This window comes from Cellulomonas sp. RIT-PI-Y (genome assembly GCF_025642745.1).
Classification (GTDB): Bacteria; Actinomycetota; Actinomycetes; order Actinomycetales; family Cellulomonadaceae; genus Cellulomonas.
In genome coordinates this window covers 26,801-46,697 of record NZ_JANZKP010000004.1, presented here as the reverse complement: position 1 = coordinate 46,697, position 19,897 = coordinate 26,801, and the positions used below count along the sequence as shown (strand labels likewise).

The window sequence follows — 19,897 nt, the reverse complement described above, 5'->3', positions numbered from 1 at the left end:
ATGGCCCCGAGGGTCGGACCCTCGGGGCCATCGGCCGCGTGCGCTGGGATCAGCGCTTGGAGTACTGCGGGGCCTTGCGGGCCTTCTTCAGACCGGCCTTCTTGCGCTCCACGACGCGGGCGTCGCGGGTCAGGAAGCCGGCCTTCTTCAGCGCCGGGCGGTTGCTCTCGGCGTCGATCTCGTTCAGCGCACGGGCGATGCCCAGGCGCAGCGCGCCGGCCTGGCCGGAGACGCCGCCGCCGGAGATGCGGGCGATGACGTCGAAGCGGCCCTCGACCTCCACCAGCTTCAGCGGGGAGTTGACGAGCTGCTGGTGCACCTTGTTCGGGAAGTAACCCTCGAGGGTGCGGCCGTTGATCGTCCACTGGCCGGTGCCGGGCACCAGGCGCACGCGGGCGATGGCCTCCTTGCGGCGGCCCTTGGCGGCGCCCGGGGCGGTCAGGCTCTGCCCGCGACCGGCCGGAGCGGCACTCTCGGAGGTGTAGCTGCTGGGGGTCTCGCCCTCAAGGTCAAAGTCGACCGTGGTCTCGGCCACTGGTATTCCTCGCGTCCTGTCTTCTCGCGTCGCGGGCGTCAGCCCTGCGCGACCTGGGTGATCTCGAAGGGCTGGGGCTGCTGGGCAGCATGCGGGTGCTCGGCACCTGCGTAGACCTTCAGCTTCGACAGCTGCTGGCGAGCGAGCGAGCTCTTCGGGAGCATGCCCCGGACAGCCTTCTCGATCGCGCGCTCCGGGTGCTTCTCGAGCAGCTCGGAGTACGGGGTCGCCCGCAGACCACCCGGGTAACCGGAGTGGCGGTAGGCGAGCTTGGTCTCACGCTTGTTGCCGGTCAGGGCGACCTTCTCCGCGTTGATGACGATGACGAAGTCACCGCCGTCCACGTGGGGGGCAAAAGTCGCCTTGTGCTTGCCGCGCAGCAGAGTCGCCACGTGGGTGGCCAGGCGGCCCAGGACAACATCGGTCGCGTCGATGACGTACCAGTTCCGCTGGACGTCGCCGGGCTTCGGGGTGTACGTGCGCACGGTCGTAGCCTTCGTCTCTTCTATCTGACTGTGTCCACGGCAGCCCGTAGAAGCCGGGTCCAGCCGATGAATGGTCCGCCGCACGTCAGAGCCGGGAACGGGCGAGTGGGATCGCACCAATGCTCCACGGGTGAGCGCACAACGACTCACCAGGGTAGCCGCCGCTCCCCCGGGCGGTCAAAGTCAGCTGGGTCACCCGCTCAGCGGACCCGCTCGACCCGGCCGGCGTCCCACACCGCCTCCGGCGTCTCGACCACCGCGCCGTCCGCCCCGAACACCAGGAACCGGTCGAAACCGCGGGCGAACCACCGGTCGTGGGTCACCGCCACCACGGTGCCCTCGAACGCCTCCAGCCCGGCCTCCAAGGCCTCCGCCGAGTGCAGGTCGAGGTTGTCGGTCGGCTCGTCCAGCAGCAGCAGCGTGGCGCCGCCGAGTTCGAGCAGCAGGATGTGGAACCGCGCCTGCTGCCCACCGGACAGCGTCCCGTACCGCTGCTCCGCCGACCCGACCAGCTCGTACCGGTCCAGGGCCCGGCTCGCCGGCTCCCGGCCCATCCCGCTGCGCCGGCCGTCGCCCGCATGCAGGATCTCCAGCAGCGTGCGGTCCGCGAAGGCAGCGTCCGCGGCGTCCTGGGCGTGCTGGCGGTTCTGGGCGAAGAAGCCCGGCAGCACCCGGGACCCGAGCGTCACCACCCCGGTGTGCCGCACCGGGTCGATCGGCAGCGGGTCCACCGGCCGGTGCTCCGGCCCGGGATCCGAGCCGCCCGCCGCCAGCAGCCGCAGGAAGTGCGACTTCCCGGAGCCGTTCGACCCGAGCACGGCCACCCGCTCGCCGAACCAGAGCTCGAGGTCGAAGGGCCGCATCAGCCCGGTCAGCTCCAGGTCCTTGGCCACCACGGCGCGTTTGGCGGTCCGCCCACCGCGCAGCCGGACCCGGACGTGCTGCTCCCGGGCGAGCTGCTCCGGCGGCCCGTCCTCCTCGAACCGGCGCAGCCGGGTCTGGGCGGACTGGTACCGGCTGGCCATGTCGGAGTTGTACTTCGCCTTCTGCTTGTACATCAGCACCAGGGCCTTGAGCTGGGCCCGCTCCTCTTCCCAGCGGCGCAGCAGCTCCTCCTGACGGGCCATCCGCTCGGCCCGGGCCTCGGGGTACCCGGCGAAGCCGCCGCCGTGCAGCCAGATCCCGGCACCGGCCGGTCGTGGCTCCAGGGTCGCGATCGCGGTGGGCACCCGGCTGAGCAGCTCGCGGTCGTGGCTGACCAGCAGCACGGTCTTCTCCGAGTCGATCAGCCGCTGCTCGAGCCAGCGCTTGGTCGGGACGTCCAGCGCGTTGTCCGGCTCGTCCAGCAGCAGCACCTCCTGCGGGCCGCGCAGCAGCGCCTCCAGCACGAGTCGCTTCTGCTCCCCGCCGGACAGGGTGCGCACCGTGCGGTGCTGCGCGCGGTCGAACGGGATGGACAGCACCGCGTCGGTCACCCGGTCCCAGTCGGCCTCGACCTCGTAGCCGCCGACGTCCGCCCAGTCCGCGAGCGCCTGGGCATAGCGCATCTGCGCAGGCTCGTCGTCGGCCTCCATCATGGCCAGTTCGGCCGCGGACAGCTCCACCGCCGCGGCGCCCACCGCGCCCGGGGTGAGCGCGGCCAGCAGGTCGCGCACCGAGCGGTCGTCGGCGATCCGGCCCACGTCCTGGCGCATCACGCCCAGCCCGCCCGAGCGGGTCACGGTCCCGGTGACCGGGGTCAGCTCACCCGTGATGATCCGCAGCAGCGTGGACTTCCCGGCGCCGTTCGGACCGATCAGCGCGGTCCGGCTGCCCTCTCCGACGCGCAGGTGCACGTCGTGCAGGAGGGGGCGGCCGTCCGGGAGGACATGGCCGACACCGTTGACGTCGAGGTGGCCCATGCGGCCCAGGATGCCCTGCCGGCACCGCCGTGGGCGAAACCTTTACCCCTCCGCTGGCGACCCGACCCGCCCGGTGACACCGTGGACGCATGACCGAGGACACCCCCGCCACCAGCACAGATCCCGCCACCGGCGCCGAGGGCGACGCCGACCAGCTGCCCGAGGAGGACACCCTGGTCGACCGCGGCGTCGACGACCTGCTGGACGAGGGCTACTCCCCGCCCGACCGCCCCCGCCCGGAGGTCTCGCACTGGGGTGAGACCGCGTGGGAGGAGTCCCGGGGCGAGACGCTGGACCAGCGGGTGGCCGAGGAGGAGCCGGAGGTCTGGGAGTCGGACGGCCCGGTCGATCCGGCCCGCCAGCCGGACCGCGCGGGGCGGCTGGCCGAGGACGACGACGCGGTGCGGGCCGGGGGGAACGACCAGTTCGCCGTCGACTCCGGCATCAGCGGCGGCGCTGCCTCGGCCGAGGAGGCCGCCGTGCACGTCCTGGACGAGGACGACGAGGTCTGATCCCCGACTCTTCCGCCGCTCCCGTCCCGGTCAGCCGCCGGGCCGGGGCAGCGGCGCCGGGTGTACGTCCTCCGCGGACCGGGTGGCCCGGGTGCGCACCGCCCGCGCGGCGAGCTCCTCGTCCGGCGGGTACAGCACCTCCTCGAGCGTGAGCCCGCGCGCCGGGGAGACCGTGTTCCCGGGATCCCGGCGCCCGCCGACCAGGACTTCCGCGGGCCACTGCGTCCCACGTCGGTGCTCGCCCACCGCCAGGCTCGCGCCGACCAGCGCGCGGACCATCGAGTGGCAGAACGCGTCGGCCCGGACCGTGGCGACCACCAGTCCGGCATCCGGCCCGTCGGCGGGCCGTCGCCAGCTGAGCTCGTCCAGGGTGCGGATCGTGGTCGCACCCTCCCGGGGCTTGCAGTAGGCGGCGAAGTCGTGCCGGCCCAGCACCCGCTGCGCGGCCTCGTGCATCGCCGCCACGTCCAGCGGACGCCGGTTCCAGAGCACGTGGCTGCGCCGCAGCGGGTCGAGCAGCGCGGGGTCGTCGCACACCCGGTAGACGTAGCGCCGGGCCACCGCGGAGAACCGCGCGTCGAATCCCGCCGCCGCGAGCCGCGCCCGGTGGACGACGGCATCGGCGGGCAGCACCCCGTTCAGCCGGGTCACCAGCTCCGACGCCGAGTCCCGGCCCGAGCGGCCGGGCAGGTCGGCCCAGGCCTCCGCCGGGACGTCCACGTGCAGCACCTGGCCCCGCGCGTGCACCCCGGCGTCGGTGCGACCGGCGACCGTCACCCGGGGCAGCGGGTGCCCCCGGCGTTCGGACCGCAGCACCAGCGCGAGCGCGTCCTCGACGACGGCCTGCACCGTGCGCAGCCCAGGCTGCCGGGCCCATCCGGCGAAGTCGGTGCCGTCGTAGGCCAGGTCGATCCGGACCCGCACGCTCATCGTTCCTCCTCCGGCCGCTGCACCACGATCCCGCCGAACCGGGCCTCCCCGGCCCGCAGCGGCTCCCCGCCGATCCACACCCGACCCGACACCACCTCCGCGGACGCCGGACTGCCGTCCAGGTACCGCCCGGTGTAGCCGCCGGAGAGGGACACGTTGGACAGCTCCACCGGTCGGCCGTCCTCGTCGGTCACCCAGATCGAGCACCACGCGCAGACGTGGTCCGGATAGCGCGGGGTCGGCACACCCCGGACCCCGCACAGCGGGCAGGTCTGGGCCCCGGGGCGACCGGGACCACCCTGCGCGATCACCCGGGCCCAGCCACCGAGCCGGCGCGCGTCCAGGCCGGGCCACCCGTGCACCTGCCGGAGCAGCTCCCGGGGGATCGTCCAGGCACCGAGGAAGCCGCCGAGCAGTCCGCCGGCGATCGCCGCGACGGTGTCGGTGTCCCCACCGATCCGGATCGCCGCGGCCAGTCGTGCGACCACCTCGTCCTCGGCGGGCCGGGACGGCAGGTCGTGCAGCACGTGCCACGCCGCCTGCACCGCGATCACCGTGAAGCCGTTCGCCGTCAGGTCGGCGGCCGGGACGTCCCGTTCGGCGTCGTCGATCCACGCCGACCAGGCCGCGGCACGCTCGGGAGCCAGCAGGTCCAGCCCGCCGCGCAGATCCAGCCGCCGCTCGACCACCGCCCGCCGCACCGCCTCGGACCACAGCACACAGGACTCGGCGGCCAGTGGGTCGGCATGGGTCAGCTCCGCGACCGCCCGGGCCGCGACCGCGGTGGCCGACCGGTCGTCCAGTGCCACGAGCCCGACCACCGCCGTCCGCATCAGGGCGCCGTTGCCCGCGGCCCGCCCGGTGTCCGCGTAGACCTGCCAGGCGGCCGCCCGGAGCCGGTCCGCCGGACGGCCGGGCAGGCCCACGGACCGGTCCAGCACCGCCGCGGTCTGCACCCCGACGTCGCTCGCCCCGCCGGTGCGCCAGGCCAGGAAGCCCTCGGCGATCGCGTCCAGCTCCTCCTCGGAGCGCAGCCCGCCGCCACCGAGCGCCACCCGCGCCACACAGGCGGTCATCTGGGTGTCGTCGCTCCACTCCCCCGGCGCGTACGGCCCGAGCCCGCCGCCGCGCAGCTCGGGCAGGTCGTCGGGGCCGGGCGGGGCGGCGAACTCGTAGGGCACGCCGAGCGCGTCGCCGAGCGCCTGCCCGAGCAGGACGCCGGTGGCGCGCTCCAGCACACCGCGGTCCAGAGGGAGGTCGAGCACCCGATGAGCCTACGGCCCGCGCGCTGCTCTACCGTGGTCCGGTGCCCACACCCTCCCCGAGTCCGTACACGCTCGCCGTCGACTGCGGCGGAGGAGGGATCAAGGCGTCGGTGCTGGACTCCTCCGGCACGCTGCACGCCCCCGCCGTCCGGGTGCCCACGCCCTACCCGCTGCCGCCGGAGCGGCTGGTCGACACCATCGCCGACATCGCCGCCCAGCTGCCGCACGCCGACCGGGCCACCGTCGGGATGCCCGGCATGCTCCGGCACGGCGTGGTGGTCGCCACCCCGCACTACGTGACACGCTCCGGCCCGCACACCCGGGTCGACCCCGAACTGGTCGAGGCCTGGGCGGGCTGCGACGTCCGCGCGGCGTTCGAGGGCCGGCTCGGTGTGCCGACCCTGGTGCTCAACGACGCCGAGGTGCACGGAGCGGGCGTGGTCTCCGGCTCCGGGGTCGAGCTGGTCCTCACCCTCGGCACCGGGCTGGGCTCCGCCCTGTTCGACGGCGGCCGCCTGGCGCCGCACCTGGAGTGGTCGCACGCCCCGATCCACCGCGGCACGACCTACGACGAGTACATCGGTCAGATCCAGCGGGCCCGGCTCGGCGACGCGATGTGGTCCCGGCGGGTGCGCCGGATGATCGACGGCCTGCGGCCGGTGTTCCGCTGGGACCGGCTCTACCTGGGCGGCGGGAACTCCCGGGCGATCACGGCGACCTCGCTGGCCCGGCTGGGTGACGACGTGGTGATCGTGCCGAACCAGGCCGGGATCACCGGTGGCGTCCGGGCGTGGCAGCTCCAGACGGACTGAGCTCGGCCACCACGTCGAGCAGCACCCGGGTGAACGCCATCGGCGCGCTCAGGCTCGCGAGGTGGGTCGCCCGCGGCAGGATCACCAGCCGGCCGTCCGCGCAGGCCGAGAGGAACCGGCGTTCCTCGCCCCGGAAGTGGTCGTAGCGGCCGTTCACCAGCCACACCGGCGCGGTCACCCGGCGCAGGTCGCCCACCGGGTCGGCGGCTCGCATCGCGCTCAGCACGTCGTCCATCACGTCCAGCGCGAAGCCGCCCGCCGCCACATCGGTCGCCGCCTGCGCGGAGAGCACCGCGTCCACCGACCGCTGGTTCAAGCCCGCGCCGTGGTCCGGCAGTCGGGCGATCCCCCGGGCCAGCACCGACCAGCCGTCGACCAGCAGGCGCAGCGGGCGGGTGCAGCAGCTCGCCGCCACCAGACCGGCGACCTGCGCCGGATGCCGCGCCGCGTGCGCGATCCCCACGTACCCGCCGAGCGAGAGCCCGACCACCAGCGCCCGGCCGCCCAACCGGTCGACGCCGTCCGCGACCGCCCGGACCGCGCCGTCCAGGTCGAACCGCTCACCGCGGAGCTGCCCGTGCCCGGGGAGATCGACGGCCAGCGTCGGGCGGCCGAACCGGGTCAGCGCCTCCTCCTGGAACCGCCACATGGTCCGGGAGGTCCGCAGGCCGTGCACGAACAGCACCGGGGTCATCCCCCGACGCTACCGACACGACGAGGCCCGGCCCACCCTCGCGGGCGGACCGGGCCTCGTGCGTGCGAGAACGGTGCTCAGGCCTTGTCGGCCTCGTCCGTGGTCTCCGCGGCGGTCTCCTCGGCCGGAGCCTCGGTCGCCTCGGTCACCTCGTCGGTGGTGGTCTCCTCGACGGGAGCCTCCTGCGCCGGCGCGGCCTTCTCGGCAGCCTTGGTGGCCTCGCGGACCACGGACTGCTTCGGGGACAGCGGCTCGAGCACGAGCTCGATCACGGCCATCGGCGCGTTGTCGCCCTTGCGGGGGCCGATCTTGGTGATCCGGGTGTAGCCACCCTGACGCTCGGCCACGGCCGGGGCGATCTCCGCGAACAGCGTGTGCACGACGGACTTGTCGCGGATCACGGTCATGACGCGACGACGGGCGTGCAGGTCCCCGCGCTTGGCGAAGGTGACCAGACGCTCGGCCAGCGGGCGAAGGCGCTTGGCCTTGGTCTCCGTGGTGGTGATCCGCTTGTGCTCGAACAGCGCCGTGGCCAGGTTGGCCAGGATCAGCCGCTCGTGCGCCGGACCGCCACCGAGCCGGGGACCCTTGGTGGGCGTAGGCATGTCGTTACTCCTTGGTTCCAATGATGGGACGAGAGCGCGGGCCGCAGCCCCGCTCTACCCCCGGCGTCAGTACTGCTCGTCCTCGGTGAAGTCGCCCTCGTCGCCGTCGTAGTACGCGGCGCTGGTCGGGTCGAAGTCGAGCGGGCTGTCCTTGAGGGACAGGTTGAGCTCGGCCAGCTTCTCCTTGACCTCGGTGATCGACTTCGCACCGAAGTTGCGGATGTCGAGCAGGTCGGCCTCGGAACGCGCCACGAGCTCGCCCACCGTGTGGATGCCCTCGCGCTTGAGGCAGTTGTACGACCGGATGGTCAGCTGCAGGTCCTCGATCGGCAGCGCCAGATCGGCGGCCAGGGCCTGGTCCGTCGGGGACGGGCCGATCTCGATGCCCTCGGCCTCGACGTTCAGCTCACGGGCCAGGCCGAACAGCTCCACCAGGGTCTTGCCGGCCGAGGCCAGCGCATCCCGCGGGGAGATGGCCGCCTTGGTCTCGACGTCGACGATCAGCTTGTCGAAGTCGGTGCGCTGCTCGACACGGGTCGCCTCGACCTTGTAGGTGACCTTGAGGACCGGCGAGTAGATCGAGTCGACCGGGATCCGGCCGATCTCGGCCTCGAAGGCCTTGTTCTGGTTGGCCGACACGTAACCACGCCCGCGCTCGACGGTCAGCTCGATCTCGAGCTTGCCCTTCTCGTTCAGCGTGGCCAGGTGCAGGTCGCTGTTGTGCACCTCGACACCGGCCGGGGGCACGATGTCGGCGGCGGTCACGTCACCGGCACCCTGCTTGCGCAGGTACATCACGACCGGCTCGTCGTTCTCCGAGGAGACGACCAGGTTCTTGATGTTGAGGATGATCTCGGTGACATCCTCCTTGACCCCGGGGACGGTGCTGAACTCGTGCAGCACACCGTCGATCCGGATGCTGGTCACGGCGGCGCCCGGGATGGACGACAGCAGCGTGCGACGCAGGGAGTTGCCCAGCGTGTAGCCGAAGCCGGGCTCGAGCGGCTCGATGGAGAACCGCGAACGGTTCTCCGAGATGACCTCTTCGGTCAGGGTGGGGCGCTGTGCGATGAGCACTTCGGTGTTCCTCTCAGCGTGCGTCCGCCATATGACGCAGCGCAGGTACGCAAAGGGTCGCGCGGGTCTCGGTCCACCCGGACGACCGGCCGAGACGCCGTGCCCCGATCAGGGCACGGCGTCTCGACGACGGATCAGACGCGGCGACGCTTCGGGGGGCGGCAGCCGTTGTGCGCCTGGGGCGTCACGTCCTGGATGGAGCCCACCTCGAGACCGGCGGCGGTCAGCGACCGGATCGCGGTCTCACGGCCCGAGCCCGGGCCCTTGACGAAGACGTCGACCTTCTTCATCCCGTGCTCCTGCGCCTTGCGGGCAGCGGCCTCGGCGGCCATGCCGGCGGCGTACGGGGTCGACTTGCGGGAGCCCTTGAAGCCGACGTCGCCGCCGGAGGCCCAGGAGATCACCGCACCGCTCGGGTCGGTGATCGAGACGATCGTGTTGTTGAAGGTGCTCTTGATGTGGGCCTGCCCCACGGAGATGTTCTTCTTCTCCTTGCGGCGCGGCTTGCGCACACCAGTACGGGTCTTGGGAGGCATTCGCTCGTTCTCTCTACGGGTCTACAGGTCGCGGATGGCCGTCGGCCCAGCGGTGCTGAGCTCAGCACGCGGGCCAGAGCGGCTTACTTGCGGCCGGCCTTCTTCTTGCCGGCGACGGTGCGCTTCGGGCCCTTGCGGGTACGAGCGTTGGTCTTGGTGCGCTGACCACGCACCGGGAGGCCGCGACGGTGACGCAGACCCTCGTAGCAACCGATCTCGACCTTGCGGCGGATGTCGGCGGCGACCTCACGGCGGAGGTCACCCTCGAGCTTGAAGTTGCCCTCCAGGTGGTCGCGCAGTGCGACCAGCTGAGCGTCGTCCAGGTCCTTGACCCGGACGTCCGGGCTGATGCCGGTCGCCTCGAGCGTGGCCTTGGCGCGGGTGCGACCCACGCCGTAGATGTAGGTGAGCGCGATCTCCAGCCGCTTCTCGCGGGGGAGGTCGACGCCGATAAGACGTGCCATGTGCCTGACGGCTCCTGTGACTTCATCCGAAGGTCTTCCACATCGTCCTCCCGCCTGGCTGCGGGCCCCGGCCTCCGGACCGGGGGTTCACCGGCCACCAGGAGTGGCGCGGTGCGGCGATGCGCTGACGGTGACCGCTAGCGGGTCACCAGGGGGTCGTTCAGATCCACGATGCGTCCGGGCTGATTCAGCCCTGACGCTGCTTGTGACGCAGGTTCTCGCAGATCACCTGGACACGACCGTGCCGGCGGATCACCTTGCACTTGTCGCAGATCTTCTTGACGCTGGGCTTGACCTTCATGGCCTGTTCCTCCGCCGCCGATGCGCCCGACTTCTCAGCCGGGCCGACGGCGATGCTCGATCGGTCGATTTACTTGTAGCGGTAGACGATGCGCCCGCGGGACAGGTCGTACGGGCTGAGCTCGACCACCACCCGGTCCTCGGGGAGGATCCGGATGTAGTGCTGGCGCATCTTGCCCGAGATGTGGGCGAGAACCTTGTGACCGTTCGTCAGCTCCACGCGGAACATCGCGTTCGGCAGAGCCTCGACCACGCTGCCCTCGATCTCGATGACACCGTCCTTCTTCGCCATGTCCTCCGCTAACTGTTGTGCTTCACTTCCGACCCGGGCCCCTCCGGCGAACGGAGCGACTCGGTGCGCGTGCGGGATCCCCCACCCCGACGCACCCGCGCACGAGCCACGCCGATTCTTCGGCCACCTCGTGGACGAGCGTGCGACAGCAAGAGGGCGCACACCCAACGGACAAGCATACGCCATCCGGCCGAGTCCGGGAAACGGGACCATGTGCCCCGACGTGCCTCAGTCGAGGGCGGAGACCGGGACGCCCCGGGCGCCGAGCTCGGCGGCACCGCCGTCGACTGCGGTGAGCACCCACAGACCGTCCTCGAACAGCGCGACGGTGTGTTCCCAGTGCGCGGCACGGGAGCCGTCGGCGGTGATGACGGTCCACTCGTCGGCGAGGGTCTCGGTGGCGATGGTGCCTCGGGTGATCATCGGCTCGACCGCCAGGCACATGCCCGGCCTGAGCCGGGGTAGGCGGTCCCGCACCCGGTAGTTCAGCACGTCCGGAGGCAGGTGCATCTGGGTGCCGATGCCGTGCCCGACGTACTCCTCGACGATGCCGTAGCCGATGCCGGAGGCGTCCACCGCGTCCTCGACCGCATTGCCGACCACGTTGAGCCGGTCGGCCAGGCCGTCACCGGCCCACAGCGCGGCGATCCCGTCCCACAGCGCCCGCTCGGTCACGGCGCTGAGCGCCAGGTCCGCCGGGTCGGCGTCGTCCAGCACCAGGGACAACGCGGAGTCGCCGTGCCAGCCCTCGACGATGGCGCCGCAGTCGATCGACACCAGGTCGCCCGGTTCCAGCACCCGGTCCCCCGGGATGCCGTGCACGACCTCGTCGTTGACCGAGGTGCAGATCGTCGCCGGGTAGTCGTAGTAGCCGAGGAACGACGGCGTCGCGCCCCCTCCGGCGATCACCGCGGCGGCGGCCGCGTCCAGGTCGGCGGTGGTGGCGCCGGGGCGTGCGGCGGCGCGGGCCGCGGCCAGGGCGTCGGCCACGACCAGCCCGGCCCGGCGCATCAGACGGATCTGGTCCGGGGTCTTGAGCTCGATCTTGTCGCGGCCGAACGCCATGTCAGATCCGGGAGTCGATCGCGGCGAGCAGACGCTCGGTCACCTGGTCGACCTCGCCCAGCCCGTCCACCTGGACCAGCAGCCCGCGGGCGGCGTACAGGCCGGAGATCGGCGCGGTCTCCTCGGCGTAGACGTCCAGGCGCCGGCGGATCACCGGCTCGGTGTCGTCCTCACGGCCCTCGATCTCGGCCCGCTTGAGCAGGCGCGGCACGACGACCTCCGGGTCGACCGTCAGCTCCAGGGCGACGTCCAGCGCCGCGCCGGCCTCGGTCAGCGTGGCGTCCAGGGCGGCCACCTGCGCGGCGTTCCGCGGGTAGCCGTCCAGCAGGAAGCCCTGTGCGGCGTCCGGCTCGGCCAGCCGGTCACGCACCATCGAATCGGTGACCTCGTCCGGGACCAGCTCGCCGCGGGAGCTGTACTCCTGCGCGAGCTTGCCCAGCGCGGTGCCGCCCTTGATGTTCGCGCGGAAGATGTCGCCGGTGGAGATCGCCGGCACGCCGAGCCGCTCGGCGAGCTTGACGGCCTGGGTGCCCTTCCCGGCGCCGGGGGCGCCCAGGAGGATCAGACGTGCACTCATGCTGTGGGGGTCCCCTCGAGGTCGGGAGCGTAGCGAGCGACGTCGTGGGGTGCCATCAGCGCAGGAACCCTTCGTAGTGCCGCTGCTGCAGCTGGGACTCGATCTGCTTGACGGTCTCCAGACCGACACCGACCACGATCAGCACCGACGAGCCGCCGAACGGGATCGAGGTCCCGACGCCGAGCACGATGAACGCGATGGTCGGGATCAGCGCGACCGCGGCCAGGTAGATCGATCCCGGCGCCGTGATCCGGGTGATCACGAAGTCCAGGTACTCGGCGGTCGGCCGCCCGGCGCGGATGCCCGGGATGAAGCCGCCGTACTTCTTCATGTTGTCCGCGACCTCGTCCGGGTTGAACGTGATGGCGGTGTAGAAGTAGCAGAAGAAGATGATCAGCAGGACGTACAGCCCGATGTGCAGCGGCGCACCCGGGTTGGCCAGGTGGGTCGCCACCCACTGCTTCCAGCCCGCGGTCTGGTCGCCGAAGCCGGCGAGCAGCGACGGCACCTGCAGCAGCGAGGACGCGAAGATCACCGGGATCACGCCGGCCATGTTGATCTTGATCGGGATGTAGGTGCTCGACCCGCCGTAGGTCCGGCGTCCCACCATCCGCTTGGCGTACTGCACCGGCACCCGGCGCTGCGACTGCTCCACGAACACGACCAGGCCGATCACCAGGACGATGATCAGCAGGATGATCGCGAAGGCGCCGATGCCCCCGGAACCACCCGCGATCGACCACATGGCGCTCGGGAACGAGGCGGCGATCGAGGTGAAGATCAGCAGCGACATGCCGTTGCCGACGCCGCGCTCGGTGATCAGCTCACCGAGCCACATGATCAGGCCGGTACCGGCGGTCATGGTGAGGATCATCAGGCCGGTGGTCAGGATCGACCCGTCCGGGATCACGTCCACCGAGCAGCCGGTGAACAGCTGACCGTTGCGGGCCGTGATGATCACCGTGGTCGACTGCAGCACGGCCAGGCCGATGGTCAGGTACCGGGTGTACTGGGTCAGCTTCGCGGTGCCGGACTGGCCCTCCTTGTGCAGGGCCTCGAAGCGCGGGATGACCACGCGCAGCAGCTGGATGATGATGCTCGCCGTGATGTACGGCATGATCCCCAGCGCGAAGACGGACAGCTGGAGCAGCGCCCCGCCGCTGAACAGGTTCACCAGGCCCAGGACACCGGTGTCCGAGCCGGACTGCTCGATGCAGACCTGCACGTTGGAGTACGAGACTCCCGGGGTGGGCAGGAAGGAACCGGCCCGGAACACGACCATGATGCCGATCGTGAACAGCAGCTTGCGCCGCAGATCGGGGGTCCTGAAGGCCCGCACGAATGCGCCTAGCACCTGTCCTCCTGCTTCCGCCGATCGGCGGGTTGTGTGTGGTCTCGATCCGATCCGGGCACAGCTCGGCTCAGATGTCTGTGTCGAACCCTAACCGACAACTCACGGCGCACAGGCACGTCGCCGCAGCAAGCGGGTCCGGGTGGAGACGGCGACAGGGCCGGTGGGGAACCCCACCGGCCCTGTCGTCTGGCTCAGTCCTGCGCGATGCTGCCGCCGGCGGCCAGGATCTTGTCCTTGGCCGAACCGGACAGCGCGTCCACCGCGACGGACAGCTTCACGGTGAGCTCACCCGCACCGAGAACCTTGACCGGCTGGCCCTTGCGGACCGCGCCCTTGGCCACCAGGTCCTCGACGGTGACCTCGCCACCGTCGGGGTAGAGCGACGCGAGCTTCTCCAGGTTCACGACCTGGTACTCGACCCGGAACGGGTTCTTGAAGCCACGGAGCTTCGGAAGCCGCATGTGCAGCGGCATCTGTCCACCCTCGAAGCGCTCCGGAACCTGGTACCGGGCCTTGGTGCCCTTGGTACCGCGACCGGCCGTCTTACCCTTCGACGCCTCACCACGACCCACGCGGGTCTTGGCGGTCTTGGCGCCCGGGGCCGGACGGAGGTGGTGGACCTTGAGCGTGCCGCCGGCACCCACCGACGACACAGCGGTCTTGGCCCCTTCGTCCTTGGGCGCCGCCTTGGCCGCGGGGGCCTTCTCGGCGGCGGGCTTCTTGGCAGCCGGCTTCTTGGCGGCGGGCTTCTCGGCAGCGGCCTCAGTGGCAGCAGCCTTCGCCTTGGTCGCCTTCGGAGCCTTGGCCGGGGTCTCCTCCGGAGTGGTCTCGGCAGCCTTCTTCTCGTCAGCCATCGTCACTCCACCTCCTCGACCGCGACCAGGTGCGTCACCGTGTTGACCATGCCGCGGATCTCGGGACGGTCCTCCTTGACGACGACGTCGCCGATCCGCTTGAGGCCCAGGGTGCGCAGCGTGTCGCGCTGGTTCTGCTTACCGCCGATGGCGGACTTGGTCTGGGTCACCTTCAGGCGAGCCATCAGGCACCCACCTTCTCGGCCTTGTCCGGACGACCGGCGGCCTGGGCCCGCAGGAGGGCCGCCGGAGCGACCTCCTCGAGGGTCTTGCCACGGCGCGCGGCCACGGCGGCCGGCTCCTCCAGGCCCTGCAGCGCCGCCACCGTGGCGTGCACGATGTTGATGGCGTTGGAGGAGCCCAGGGACTTGGACAGGATGTCGTGCACGCCGGCGCACTCGAGCACCGCACGCACCGGACCACCGGCGATCACACCGGTACCCGGGGACGCGGGGCGCAGGAAGACGACTCCGGCAGCGGCCTCACCCTGGATGGGGTGGGTGATGGTGCCCTGGATGCGGGGGACGCGGAAGAAGTTCTTCTTCGCCTCCTCGACACCCTTGGCGATCGCCGCGGGCACCTCCTTGGCCTTGCCGTAGCCGACACCCACGGTGCCGTCGCCGTCGCCCACGACCACCAGGGCGGTGAAGCTGAAGCGACGACCACCCTTGACGACCTTGGCGACGCGGTTGATCGAGACGACGCGCTCCAGGAACGCGCTCTTCTCCTGGGCGTCCCCGCGGCGGTTGTCGCGGCGGCCGCCGTCGCGACGGTCGCCACCACCCTGCGGTGCGCCCGTGTTGCTGCGCTGAGGAGCAGCCATCAGTGGTTCCTCACCTTCGATGCGGGAATGGTCGTGGTCACAGGGCCAGCCCACCCTCGCGGGCGGCGTCGGCGACCGCGGCCACCCGGCCGTGGTACTTGTTACCGCCGCGGTCGAAGACCACCGCGTCGATGCCGGCGGCCTTGGCGCGCTCGGCGATCAGCTCGCCGACCCGCTTGGCCTTGGCGCTCTTGTCGCCCTCGGCACCGCGCAGGTCGACCTCGAGCGTCGAGGCCGACACCAGGGTGCGGCCCACGCCGTCGTCGACGATCTGGGCGACGATGTTCCGGTTGGACCGGGTCACGACCAGACGGGGACGAGTCGAGGTGCCCGCGATCTTCTTGCGCAGACGCAGGTGGCGGCGCTTACGGGCGATGAACTTGCCCTTGCCCTTAACGATGATCGCCATGGCTCACTTACCAGCCTTTCCGACCTTGCGGCGGACGTTCTCGCCGGCGTAGCGCACGCCCTTGCCCTTGTACGGCTCGGGCTTGCGGATCTTGCGGATGTTGGCGGCGACCTCGCCCACCTGCTGCTTGTCGATGCCCGCGACCGAGAACTTGGTCGGGGACTCGACGGCGAAGGTGATGCCCTCGGGGGCGGTCACGACCACCGGGTGGCTGAAGCCCAGGGCGAACTCGAGGTCCGAGCCCTTGGCGGTCACGCGGTAACCGGTGCCGACGATCTCGAGCTTCTTCTCGTAGCCGTCCGTGACGCCGACCACCAGGTTGGAGATCAGGGTCCGGGTGAGACCGTGCAGCGAGCGGGACAGGCGCTCGTCGTTCGGACGGGTGACCACGAGGGCACCGTCCTCATCGCGAGCGACCTGGATCGGGGTGGCCACGGTGTGCGTCAGGGTGCCCTTCGGGCCCTTGACCGTCACCACGGCACCAGAGATGTTGACGTCCACGCCGGTCGGGACCGGGACGGGGAGTCTGCCGATTCGAGACATTGCTTGACTTCCTTTCCGTCTCGGACTTACCAGACGTAGGCGAGGACTTCCCCACCCACGCCCTTCTTGGCGGCCTGCTTGTCGGTGAGGAGACCGGAGGACGTGGACAGGATCGCCACGCCCAGGCCGCCGAGCACCTTGGGCAGAGTGGTGGACTTCGAATACACCCGGAGACCGGGCTTCGAGACCCGCTTGATACCGACGAGCGCACGCTCGCGGTTCGGGCCGTACTTCAGGGAGATCACGAGGTTCTTGCCCACGCGGGCGTCCTCGACGGTCCAGCCGGAGATGTAACCCTCGGCCTGGAGGATCTCCGCGATGTGGGACTTCAGCTTCGAGTACGGAATCGTGACCTCGTCGTGGTGCGCCGAGTTCGCGTTCCGCAGACGGGTCAGGAAGTCTGCGATCGGGTCGGTCATCGTCATGGGGGCGTTTGCCCTTCCTCGCCGTGGTATCCGCGGCGGACCGGCTCCCTAGTGGGGAGCCGGGTCCCGCCGCGGACCTGCGACGTCGTTGGTTACCAGCTGCTCTTGGTCACACCGGGGAGCTGGCCGGCGTGGGCCATCTCCCGCAGGCAGATCCGGCACAGCCCGAACTTGCGGTACACCGAGTGCGGACGACCGCACCGCTGGCACCGGGTGTAGGCCCGCACGGCGAACTTCTGCTTGCCCGCGGCCTTGTTCTTCAGGGCGGTCTTCGCCATGTCAGTCCTCCTTGAAGGGGAAGCCCAGGTGCTTCAGCAGCGCCCGGCCCTCCTCATCAGTGGTCGCGGTGGTGACGACCGTGATGTCCATACCGCGGACACGGTCGATCTTGTCCTGGTCGATCTCGTGGAACATCGACTGCTCCGTGAGACCGAAGGTGTAGTTGCCGTGCCCGTCGAACTGCTTGGCCGACAGCCCGCGGAAGTCGCGGATGCGGGGCAGCGCGGTGGACAGCAGGCGGTCCAGGAACTCCCAGGCACGGTCGCCGCGCAGCGTCACGTGGGCGCCGATCGGCATGCCCTCGCGCAGCTTGAACTGCGCGATGGACTTGCGGGCCTTGGTCACCTGCGGCTTCTGACCGGTGATCTGCTGGAGGTCGCGGATCGCGCCCTCGATCAGCTTCGAGTCCTTCGCCGCGTCGCCCACGCCCATGTTCACGACAACCTTCACCAGGCGCGCGACCTGGTTGATGTTCTCGTGGCTGAACTCGGAGCGGAGCGTCGAGCGGATCTCCTCGTTGTACCGGGTCTTCAGACGCGGCGTCGGGTAGGTGGTCTCGGCGGTCATCAGATGTCCTTACCGGAGCGCTTGGCGACGCGGACCCGCACGCTGCGGGTCCGGCCGTCACGCTCGACCTGCTCGGTGCGGTAGCCGACCCGGGTACCACGCTTGGTCTCGGGGTCGACCAGCATCACGTTGCTGATGTGGATGGGCGCCTCGACCGTCTCGATGCCACCGGTGCGGGAGCCGCGCTGCGACTGACCGACCTTGACGTGCTTCGTGACGCGGTGGATGCCCTCGACGAGCACGCGGTCCCGGTCCGTCAGCACCTCGAGCACACGGCCCTGCTTGCCACGGTCCTTGCGCGAACCCGAGATGACGACCACCAGATCGCCCTTCTTGATCTTCGCCATGATCAGATCACCTCCGGAGCCAGCGAGATGATCTTCATGAACTTCTTGTCGCGCAGCTCGCGGCCCACCGGGCCGAAGATACGAGTGCCGCGCGGCTCGCCGTCGTTCTTGAGGATCACCGCGGCGTTCTCGTCGAACTTGATGTACGAGCCGTCCTGGCGCCGGCGCTCCTTGCGGGTGCGCACGACGACAGCCTTGACGACGTCGCCCTTCTTCACGTTGCCGCCCGGGATCGCGTCCTTGACGGTGGCGACGATGACGTCACCGATACCGGCGTAGCGACGACCGGATCCACCGAGAACGCGGATGCAGAGAATCTCCTTGGCACCCGTGTTGTCGGCGACCCGAAGTCGCGACTCCTGCTGAATCATTGACTAACTCCTGTCGTCTGCCGGTTCTCACGCCGCGAGGCGCGAGCCTGGCCGAACGGATAAGGGGGGAGAAGAGGGAAGGCCTACTTCGCCTTCTCGAGGATCTCCACCAGACGCCACCGCTTGGTGGCGGACAGCGGGCGGGTCTCCATGATCACGACCAGGTCACCGATGCCGGCCTGCGAGGCCTCGTCGTGGACCTTGACCTTGCTGGTCCGCCGGATGACCTTGCCGTAGAGCGGGTGCTTGACCCGGTCCTCGACCTCGACCACGACGGTCTTGTCCATCTTGTCGCTGACCACGTAGCCGCGCCGCGTCTTGCGGTACGGGCGCGCCTCGACGGCGGCAGTGGTCTCGTTGCTGTTCTCGCTCATCGAGTCCTCACTCGCTCGCACTCGGGGCGGTCCGGATGCCGAGCTCACGCTCGCGCAGGATCGTGTAGATCCGGGCGATGTCGCGACGCACGGCCTTGAGGCGCCCGTGGCTCTCGAGCTGACCGGTGGCCGACTGGAACCGCAGGTTGAACAGCTCCTCCTTGGCCTTCTTCAGCTCGGCCACGAGGCGCTCGTCGTCAAAGGCGTCCAGCTCGCTGGGAGCCAGGTCCTTGGTGCCGATAGCCATCAGTTACCACCCTCGCGAACCACGAAACGGGTCTTCATCGGGAGCTTGTGCTGCGCGCGGCGCATAGCCTCGCGAGCCAGCGGCTCCGGGACACCGGCGAGCTCGAACATCACTCGACCGGGCTTGACGTTGGCGATCCACCACTCCGGGGAACCCTTACCGGAACCCATGCGGGTCTCGGCGGGCTTCTTGGTGAGCGGACGGTCCGGGTAGATGTTGATCCAGACCTTTCCGCCACGCTTGATGTGGCGGGTCATGGCGATACGAGCAGCCTCGATCTGCCGGTTGGTGACGTAGGCGGGCTCGAGAGCCTGGATGCCGAAGTCGCCGAACGCGATCGTGGTGCCACCCGTGGCAGCGCCGGAGCGCTTCGGGTGGTGCTGCTTGCGGTGCTTCAGCCGACGCGGGATCAGCACGGCTCAGGCCTCCGTTCCGGTCTCAGGAGCGGCGGTCTCGGCCGGGGCCTCGGACTGCGCCGCGCGCGGAGCGTCGGAACGCTCGGTGCGACGGCCACCGCCACGCGGGCCACGGTCGCCGCCGCGGTCGCTGCGCTCGCCACGGCCACGGCCCTGGGAACGCGGTGCCTGCGACGCCTGCTCGCGAGCGAACTCGCGCTCGGTCATGTCGCCCTTGTAGACCCAGACCTTCACGCCGATCCGGCCGAAGGTGGTGCGGGCCTCGTAGAAGCCGTAGTCGATGTTCGCGCGGAGGGTGTGCAGCGGCACGCGCCCCTCGCGGTAGAACTCGGTACGGCTCATCTCCGCGCCGCCGAGGCGGCCGGAGACCTGCACCCGGATGCCCTTGGCACCGGCGCGCTGCGCGGACTGCATGCCCTTGCGCATCGCACGGCGGAAGGACACACGGGAAGCGAGCTGCTCCGCGATGCCCTGGGCGACCAGCTGAGCCTCGATCTCGGCGTTCTTCACCTCGAGGATGTTCAGCTGCACCTGCTTGCCGGTGAGCTTCTCCAGCTCGCCGCGGATGCGGTCCGCCTCGGCGCCGCGGCGACCGATGACGATGCCCGGACGCGCGGTGTGGATGTCGACGCGAACCCGGTCACGGGTGCGCTCGATCTCCACCTTGGCGATGCCCGCGCGCTCCAGGCCGGTGCTCATGAGCTTCCGGATCTGGACGTCCTCGCGGACGTAGTCGCGGTACCGCTGACCCGGCTTGGTCGAGTCGGCGAACCACCGCGAACGGTGGTCGGTCGTGATGCCCAGGCGGTACCCGAGCGGGTTGACCTTCTGTCCCACT

31 protein-coding genes are annotated in these 19,897 nt (G+C 70.6%); 2 read left to right on the top strand and 29 right to left on the bottom strand.

Annotated elements, in window-relative coordinates:
* Window positions 1-49: 49 nt before the first annotated feature.
* From rpsI to OGL89_RS02575, 3 genes are all read right to left on the bottom strand, one after another.
* On the bottom strand, window positions 50-535 hold the full coding sequence (rpsI, locus tag OGL89_RS02585) for a 30S ribosomal protein S9 (RefSeq protein ID WP_263118291.1): 486 nt from the start codon (window positions 533-535) through the stop codon (window positions 50-52).
* 38 nt (window positions 536-573) lie between these two features.
* A complete protein-coding gene (gene rplM, locus OGL89_RS02580; RefSeq protein ID WP_168630743.1) occupies window positions 574-1,020 on the bottom strand; it encodes a 50S ribosomal protein L13 in 447 nt (148 codons plus the stop codon).
* A 200-nt stretch (window positions 1,021-1,220) separates the two neighbouring features.
* On the bottom strand, window positions 1,221-2,921 hold the full coding sequence (locus OGL89_RS02575; protein WP_263118290.1) for an ATP-binding cassette domain-containing protein: 1,701 nt from the start codon (window positions 2,919-2,921) through the stop codon (window positions 1,221-1,223).
* An 89-nt stretch (window positions 2,922-3,010) separates the two neighbouring features.
* Between OGL89_RS02575 and OGL89_RS02570 the strand changes: the two genes are divergently transcribed.
* Window positions 3,011-3,433: a DUF5709 domain-containing protein gene (locus OGL89_RS02570; RefSeq protein ID WP_263118288.1), complete on the top strand. Its 423-nt coding sequence runs from the start codon at window positions 3,011-3,013 to the stop codon at window positions 3,431-3,433.
* A gap of 30 nt (window positions 3,434-3,463) precedes the next feature.
* Here the strand turns inward: OGL89_RS02570 and truA are convergent, their stop codons facing one another.
* Together truA and OGL89_RS02560 are read right to left on the bottom strand one after the other, a co-directional pair.
* Window positions 3,464-4,363, bottom strand: coding sequence for a tRNA pseudouridine(38-40) synthase TruA (truA, locus tag OGL89_RS02565; RefSeq protein ID WP_263118286.1), 900 nt, complete (start codon window positions 4,361-4,363; stop codon window positions 3,464-3,466).
* Window positions 4,360-5,628: an ADP-ribosylglycohydrolase family protein gene (locus OGL89_RS02560; RefSeq protein ID WP_263118285.1), complete on the bottom strand. Its 1,269-nt coding sequence runs from the start codon at window positions 5,626-5,628 to the stop codon at window positions 4,360-4,362. Before OGL89_RS02560 ends, truA begins: the two co-directional genes overlap by 4 nt.
* Window positions 5,629-5,669: 41 nt before the next feature.
* Between OGL89_RS02560 and OGL89_RS02555 the strand changes: the two genes are divergently transcribed.
* Window positions 5,670-6,440 carry an ROK family protein gene (locus OGL89_RS02555; RefSeq protein ID WP_263118283.1) on the top strand — a complete coding sequence of 257 codons (771 nt, stop codon included), beginning with the start codon at window positions 5,670-5,672 and terminating at the stop codon, window positions 6,438-6,440.
* Here the strand turns inward: OGL89_RS02555 and OGL89_RS02550 are convergent.
* The 24 genes from OGL89_RS02550 to rpsC all read right to left on the bottom strand — a co-directional run bounded on the left by OGL89_RS02550 (window position 6,400) and on the right by rpsC (window position 19,896).
* Window positions 6,400-7,134 (bottom strand): alpha/beta hydrolase, encoded by a 735-nt coding sequence (locus OGL89_RS02550; protein ID WP_263118281.1) that lies wholly within the window; start codon window positions 7,132-7,134, stop codon window positions 6,400-6,402. The two genes, OGL89_RS02555 and OGL89_RS02550, sit on opposite strands and share 41 nt — an antisense overlap.
* 77 nt (window positions 7,135-7,211) lie before the next feature.
* The gene (gene rplQ, locus OGL89_RS02545) at window positions 7,212-7,739 is read right to left on the bottom strand and encodes a 50S ribosomal protein L17 (protein ID WP_263118280.1); all 528 of its coding nucleotides are present in this window, start codon (window positions 7,737-7,739) and stop codon (window positions 7,212-7,214) included.
* Window positions 7,740-7,805: 66 nt separating this feature from the next.
* Window positions 7,806-8,816, bottom strand: a complete 1,011-nt coding sequence (locus OGL89_RS02540; RefSeq protein ID WP_263118278.1) for a DNA-directed RNA polymerase subunit alpha — start codon at window positions 8,814-8,816, stop codon at window positions 7,806-7,808.
* Between the two features lie 134 nt (window positions 8,817-8,950).
* A complete protein-coding gene (gene rpsK, locus OGL89_RS02535; RefSeq protein WP_168630736.1) occupies window positions 8,951-9,352 on the bottom strand; it encodes a 30S ribosomal protein S11 in 402 nt (133 codons plus the stop codon).
* Window positions 9,353-9,435: 83 nt separating this feature from the next.
* On the bottom strand, window positions 9,436-9,816 hold the full coding sequence (gene rpsM, locus OGL89_RS02530) for a 30S ribosomal protein S13 (RefSeq protein ID WP_263118276.1): 381 nt from the start codon (window positions 9,814-9,816) through the stop codon (window positions 9,436-9,438).
* A gap of 187 nt (window positions 9,817-10,003) precedes the next feature.
* Window positions 10,004-10,117: a 50S ribosomal protein L36 gene (rpmJ, locus tag OGL89_RS02525; RefSeq protein WP_013117849.1), complete on the bottom strand. Its 114-nt coding sequence runs from the start codon at window positions 10,115-10,117 to the stop codon at window positions 10,004-10,006.
* Window positions 10,118-10,186: 69 nt separating this feature from the next.
* Window positions 10,187-10,408, bottom strand: a complete 222-nt coding sequence (infA, locus tag OGL89_RS02520) for a translation initiation factor IF-1 (RefSeq protein WP_013770189.1) — start codon at window positions 10,406-10,408, stop codon at window positions 10,187-10,189.
* A gap of 228 nt (window positions 10,409-10,636) precedes the next feature.
* Window positions 10,637-11,473: a type I methionyl aminopeptidase gene (map, locus tag OGL89_RS02515; protein WP_263118273.1), complete on the bottom strand. Its 837-nt coding sequence runs from the start codon at window positions 11,471-11,473 to the stop codon at window positions 10,637-10,639.
* A 1-nt stretch (window position 11,474) separates the two neighbouring features.
* Window positions 11,475-12,050, bottom strand: coding sequence for an adenylate kinase (locus tag OGL89_RS02510; protein ID WP_263118272.1), 576 nt, complete (start codon window positions 12,048-12,050; stop codon window positions 11,475-11,477).
* Window positions 12,051-12,105: 55 nt separating this feature from the next.
* Complete coding sequence (gene secY, locus OGL89_RS02505) at window positions 12,106-13,404, bottom strand: preprotein translocase subunit SecY (RefSeq protein ID WP_263118271.1); 1,299 nt, start codon at window positions 13,402-13,404, stop codon at window positions 12,106-12,108.
* A gap of 191 nt (window positions 13,405-13,595) precedes the next feature.
* A complete protein-coding gene (rplO, locus tag OGL89_RS02500) occupies window positions 13,596-14,258 on the bottom strand; it encodes a 50S ribosomal protein L15 (protein WP_263118270.1) in 663 nt (220 codons plus the stop codon).
* 2 nt (window positions 14,259-14,260) lie between these two features.
* On the bottom strand, window positions 14,261-14,443 hold the full coding sequence (rpmD, locus tag OGL89_RS02495) for a 50S ribosomal protein L30 (protein WP_168630730.1): 183 nt from the start codon (window positions 14,441-14,443) through the stop codon (window positions 14,261-14,263).
* On the bottom strand, window positions 14,443-15,081 hold the full coding sequence (gene rpsE, locus OGL89_RS02490; RefSeq protein WP_263118269.1) for a 30S ribosomal protein S5: 639 nt from the start codon (window positions 15,079-15,081) through the stop codon (window positions 14,443-14,445). Before rpsE ends, rpmD begins: the two co-directional genes overlap by 1 nt.
* Before the next feature lie 37 nt (window positions 15,082-15,118).
* Entirely contained in the window at window positions 15,119-15,490 is a 372-nt protein-coding gene (gene rplR, locus OGL89_RS02485) for a 50S ribosomal protein L18 (RefSeq protein WP_263118268.1), read from the bottom strand.
* 3 nt (window positions 15,491-15,493) lie between these two features.
* Window positions 15,494-16,033, bottom strand: coding sequence for a 50S ribosomal protein L6 (gene rplF / locus OGL89_RS02480; RefSeq protein ID WP_263118267.1), 540 nt, complete (start codon window positions 16,031-16,033; stop codon window positions 15,494-15,496).
* 26 nt (window positions 16,034-16,059) lie between these two features.
* Window positions 16,060-16,458 (bottom strand): 30S ribosomal protein S8, encoded by a 399-nt coding sequence (rpsH, locus tag OGL89_RS02475; RefSeq protein WP_263118266.1) that lies wholly within the window; start codon window positions 16,456-16,458, stop codon window positions 16,060-16,062.
* 92 nt (window positions 16,459-16,550) lie between these two features.
* On the bottom strand, window positions 16,551-16,736 hold the full coding sequence (locus OGL89_RS02470) for a type Z 30S ribosomal protein S14 (RefSeq protein ID WP_168630725.1): 186 nt from the start codon (window positions 16,734-16,736) through the stop codon (window positions 16,551-16,553).
* A gap of 1 nt (window position 16,737) precedes the next feature.
* Window positions 16,738-17,304: a 50S ribosomal protein L5 gene (gene rplE, locus OGL89_RS02465; RefSeq protein WP_263118264.1), complete on the bottom strand. Its 567-nt coding sequence runs from the start codon at window positions 17,302-17,304 to the stop codon at window positions 16,738-16,740.
* On the bottom strand, window positions 17,304-17,651 hold the full coding sequence (gene rplX, locus OGL89_RS02460) for a 50S ribosomal protein L24 (protein WP_263118263.1): 348 nt from the start codon (window positions 17,649-17,651) through the stop codon (window positions 17,304-17,306). The genes rplE and rplX overlap by 1 nt, the downstream gene beginning before the upstream one ends.
* Before the next feature lie 2 nt (window positions 17,652-17,653).
* Window positions 17,654-18,022, bottom strand: coding sequence for a 50S ribosomal protein L14 (gene rplN / locus OGL89_RS02455; RefSeq protein ID WP_263118262.1), 369 nt, complete (start codon window positions 18,020-18,022; stop codon window positions 17,654-17,656).
* An 83-nt stretch (window positions 18,023-18,105) separates the two neighbouring features.
* Complete coding sequence (rpsQ, locus tag OGL89_RS02450) at window positions 18,106-18,396, bottom strand: 30S ribosomal protein S17 (RefSeq protein ID WP_263118261.1); 291 nt, start codon at window positions 18,394-18,396, stop codon at window positions 18,106-18,108.
* Window positions 18,397-18,403: 7 nt separating this feature from the next.
* On the bottom strand, window positions 18,404-18,643 hold the full coding sequence (gene rpmC, locus OGL89_RS02445) for a 50S ribosomal protein L29 (protein WP_034625876.1): 240 nt from the start codon (window positions 18,641-18,643) through the stop codon (window positions 18,404-18,406).
* Window positions 18,643-19,059, bottom strand: a complete 417-nt coding sequence (rplP, locus tag OGL89_RS02440; RefSeq protein ID WP_169166345.1) for a 50S ribosomal protein L16 — start codon at window positions 19,057-19,059, stop codon at window positions 18,643-18,645. The genes rpmC and rplP overlap by 1 nt, the downstream gene beginning before the upstream one ends.
* Window positions 19,060-19,062: 3 nt before the next feature.
* Window positions 19,063-19,896: a 30S ribosomal protein S3 gene (gene rpsC, locus OGL89_RS02435; RefSeq protein WP_263118258.1), complete on the bottom strand. Its 834-nt coding sequence runs from the start codon at window positions 19,894-19,896 to the stop codon at window positions 19,063-19,065.
* Window position 19,897: the final 1 nt, after the last annotated feature.

Excerpts from the sequence above, each read along its gene's own strand:
- rplN (WP_263118262.1), bottom strand. The coding sequence starts at position 18,022 with ATGATTCAGCAGGAGTCGCGACTTCGGGTCGCCGACAACACGGGTGCC.
- OGL89_RS02575 (WP_263118290.1), bottom strand. The coding sequence starts at position 2,921 with ATGGGCCACCTCGACGTCAACGGTGTCGGCCATGTCCTCCCGGACGGC.
- rpsH (WP_263118266.1), bottom strand. The coding sequence starts at position 16,458 with ATGACGATGACCGACCCGATCGCAGACTTCCTGACCCGTCTGCGGAAC.
- rpmJ (WP_013117849.1), bottom strand. The coding sequence starts at position 10,117 with ATGAAGGTCAAGCCCAGCGTCAAGAAGATCTGCGACAAGTGCAAGGTG.
- rplR (WP_263118268.1), bottom strand. The coding sequence starts at position 15,490 with ATGGCGATCATCGTTAAGGGCAAGGGCAAGTTCATCGCCCGTAAGCGC.
- rplX (WP_263118263.1), bottom strand. The coding sequence starts at position 17,651 with ATGGCGAAGATCAAGAAGGGCGATCTGGTGGTCGTCATCTCGGGTTCG.
- OGL89_RS02550 (WP_263118281.1), bottom strand. The coding sequence starts at position 7,134 with ATGACCCCGGTGCTGTTCGTGCACGGCCTGCGGACCTCCCGGACCATG.
- rpsE (WP_263118269.1), bottom strand. The coding sequence starts at position 15,081 with ATGGCTGCTCCTCAGCGCAGCAACACGGGCGCACCGCAGGGTGGTGGC.
- rplE (WP_263118264.1), bottom strand. The coding sequence starts at position 17,304 with ATGACCGCCGAGACCACCTACCCGACGCCGCGTCTGAAGACCCGGTAC.
- OGL89_RS02470 (WP_168630725.1), bottom strand. The coding sequence starts at position 16,736 with ATGGCGAAGACCGCCCTGAAGAACAAGGCCGCGGGCAAGCAGAAGTTC.
- infA (WP_013770189.1), bottom strand. The coding sequence starts at position 10,408 with ATGGCGAAGAAGGACGGTGTCATCGAGATCGAGGGCAGCGTGGTCGAG.
- OGL89_RS02510 (WP_263118272.1), bottom strand. The coding sequence starts at position 12,050 with ATGAGTGCACGTCTGATCCTCCTGGGCGCCCCCGGCGCCGGGAAGGGC.
- truA (WP_263118286.1), bottom strand. The coding sequence starts at position 4,363 with ATGAGCGTGCGGGTCCGGATCGACCTGGCCTACGACGGCACCGACTTC.
- rpsQ (WP_263118261.1), bottom strand. The coding sequence starts at position 18,396 with ATGAGCGAGAACAGCAACGAGACCACTGCCGCCGTCGAGGCGCGCCCG.
- rplQ (WP_263118280.1), bottom strand. The coding sequence starts at position 7,739 with ATGCCTACGCCCACCAAGGGTCCCCGGCTCGGTGGCGGTCCGGCGCAC.
- rpmD (WP_168630730.1), bottom strand. The coding sequence starts at position 14,443 with ATGGCTCGCCTGAAGGTGACCCAGACCAAGTCCGCCATCGGCGGTAAG.
- rpsM (WP_263118276.1), bottom strand. The coding sequence starts at position 9,816 with ATGGCACGTCTTATCGGCGTCGACCTCCCCCGCGAGAAGCGGCTGGAG.
- rplF (WP_263118267.1), bottom strand. The coding sequence starts at position 16,033 with ATGTCTCGAATCGGCAGACTCCCCGTCCCGGTCCCGACCGGCGTGGAC.
- rpsK (WP_168630736.1), bottom strand. The coding sequence starts at position 9,352 with ATGCCTCCCAAGACCCGTACTGGTGTGCGCAAGCCGCGCCGCAAGGAG.
- map (WP_263118273.1), bottom strand. The coding sequence starts at position 11,473 with ATGGCGTTCGGCCGCGACAAGATCGAGCTCAAGACCCCGGACCAGATC.
- rpmC (WP_034625876.1), bottom strand. The coding sequence starts at position 18,643 with ATGGCTATCGGCACCAAGGACCTGGCTCCCAGCGAGCTGGACGCCTTT.
- OGL89_RS02570 (WP_263118288.1), top strand. The coding sequence starts at position 3,011 with ATGACCGAGGACACCCCCGCCACCAGCACAGATCCCGCCACCGGCGCC.
- rplO (WP_263118270.1), bottom strand. The coding sequence starts at position 14,258 with ATGGCTGACGAGAAGAAGGCTGCCGAGACCACTCCGGAGGAGACCCCG.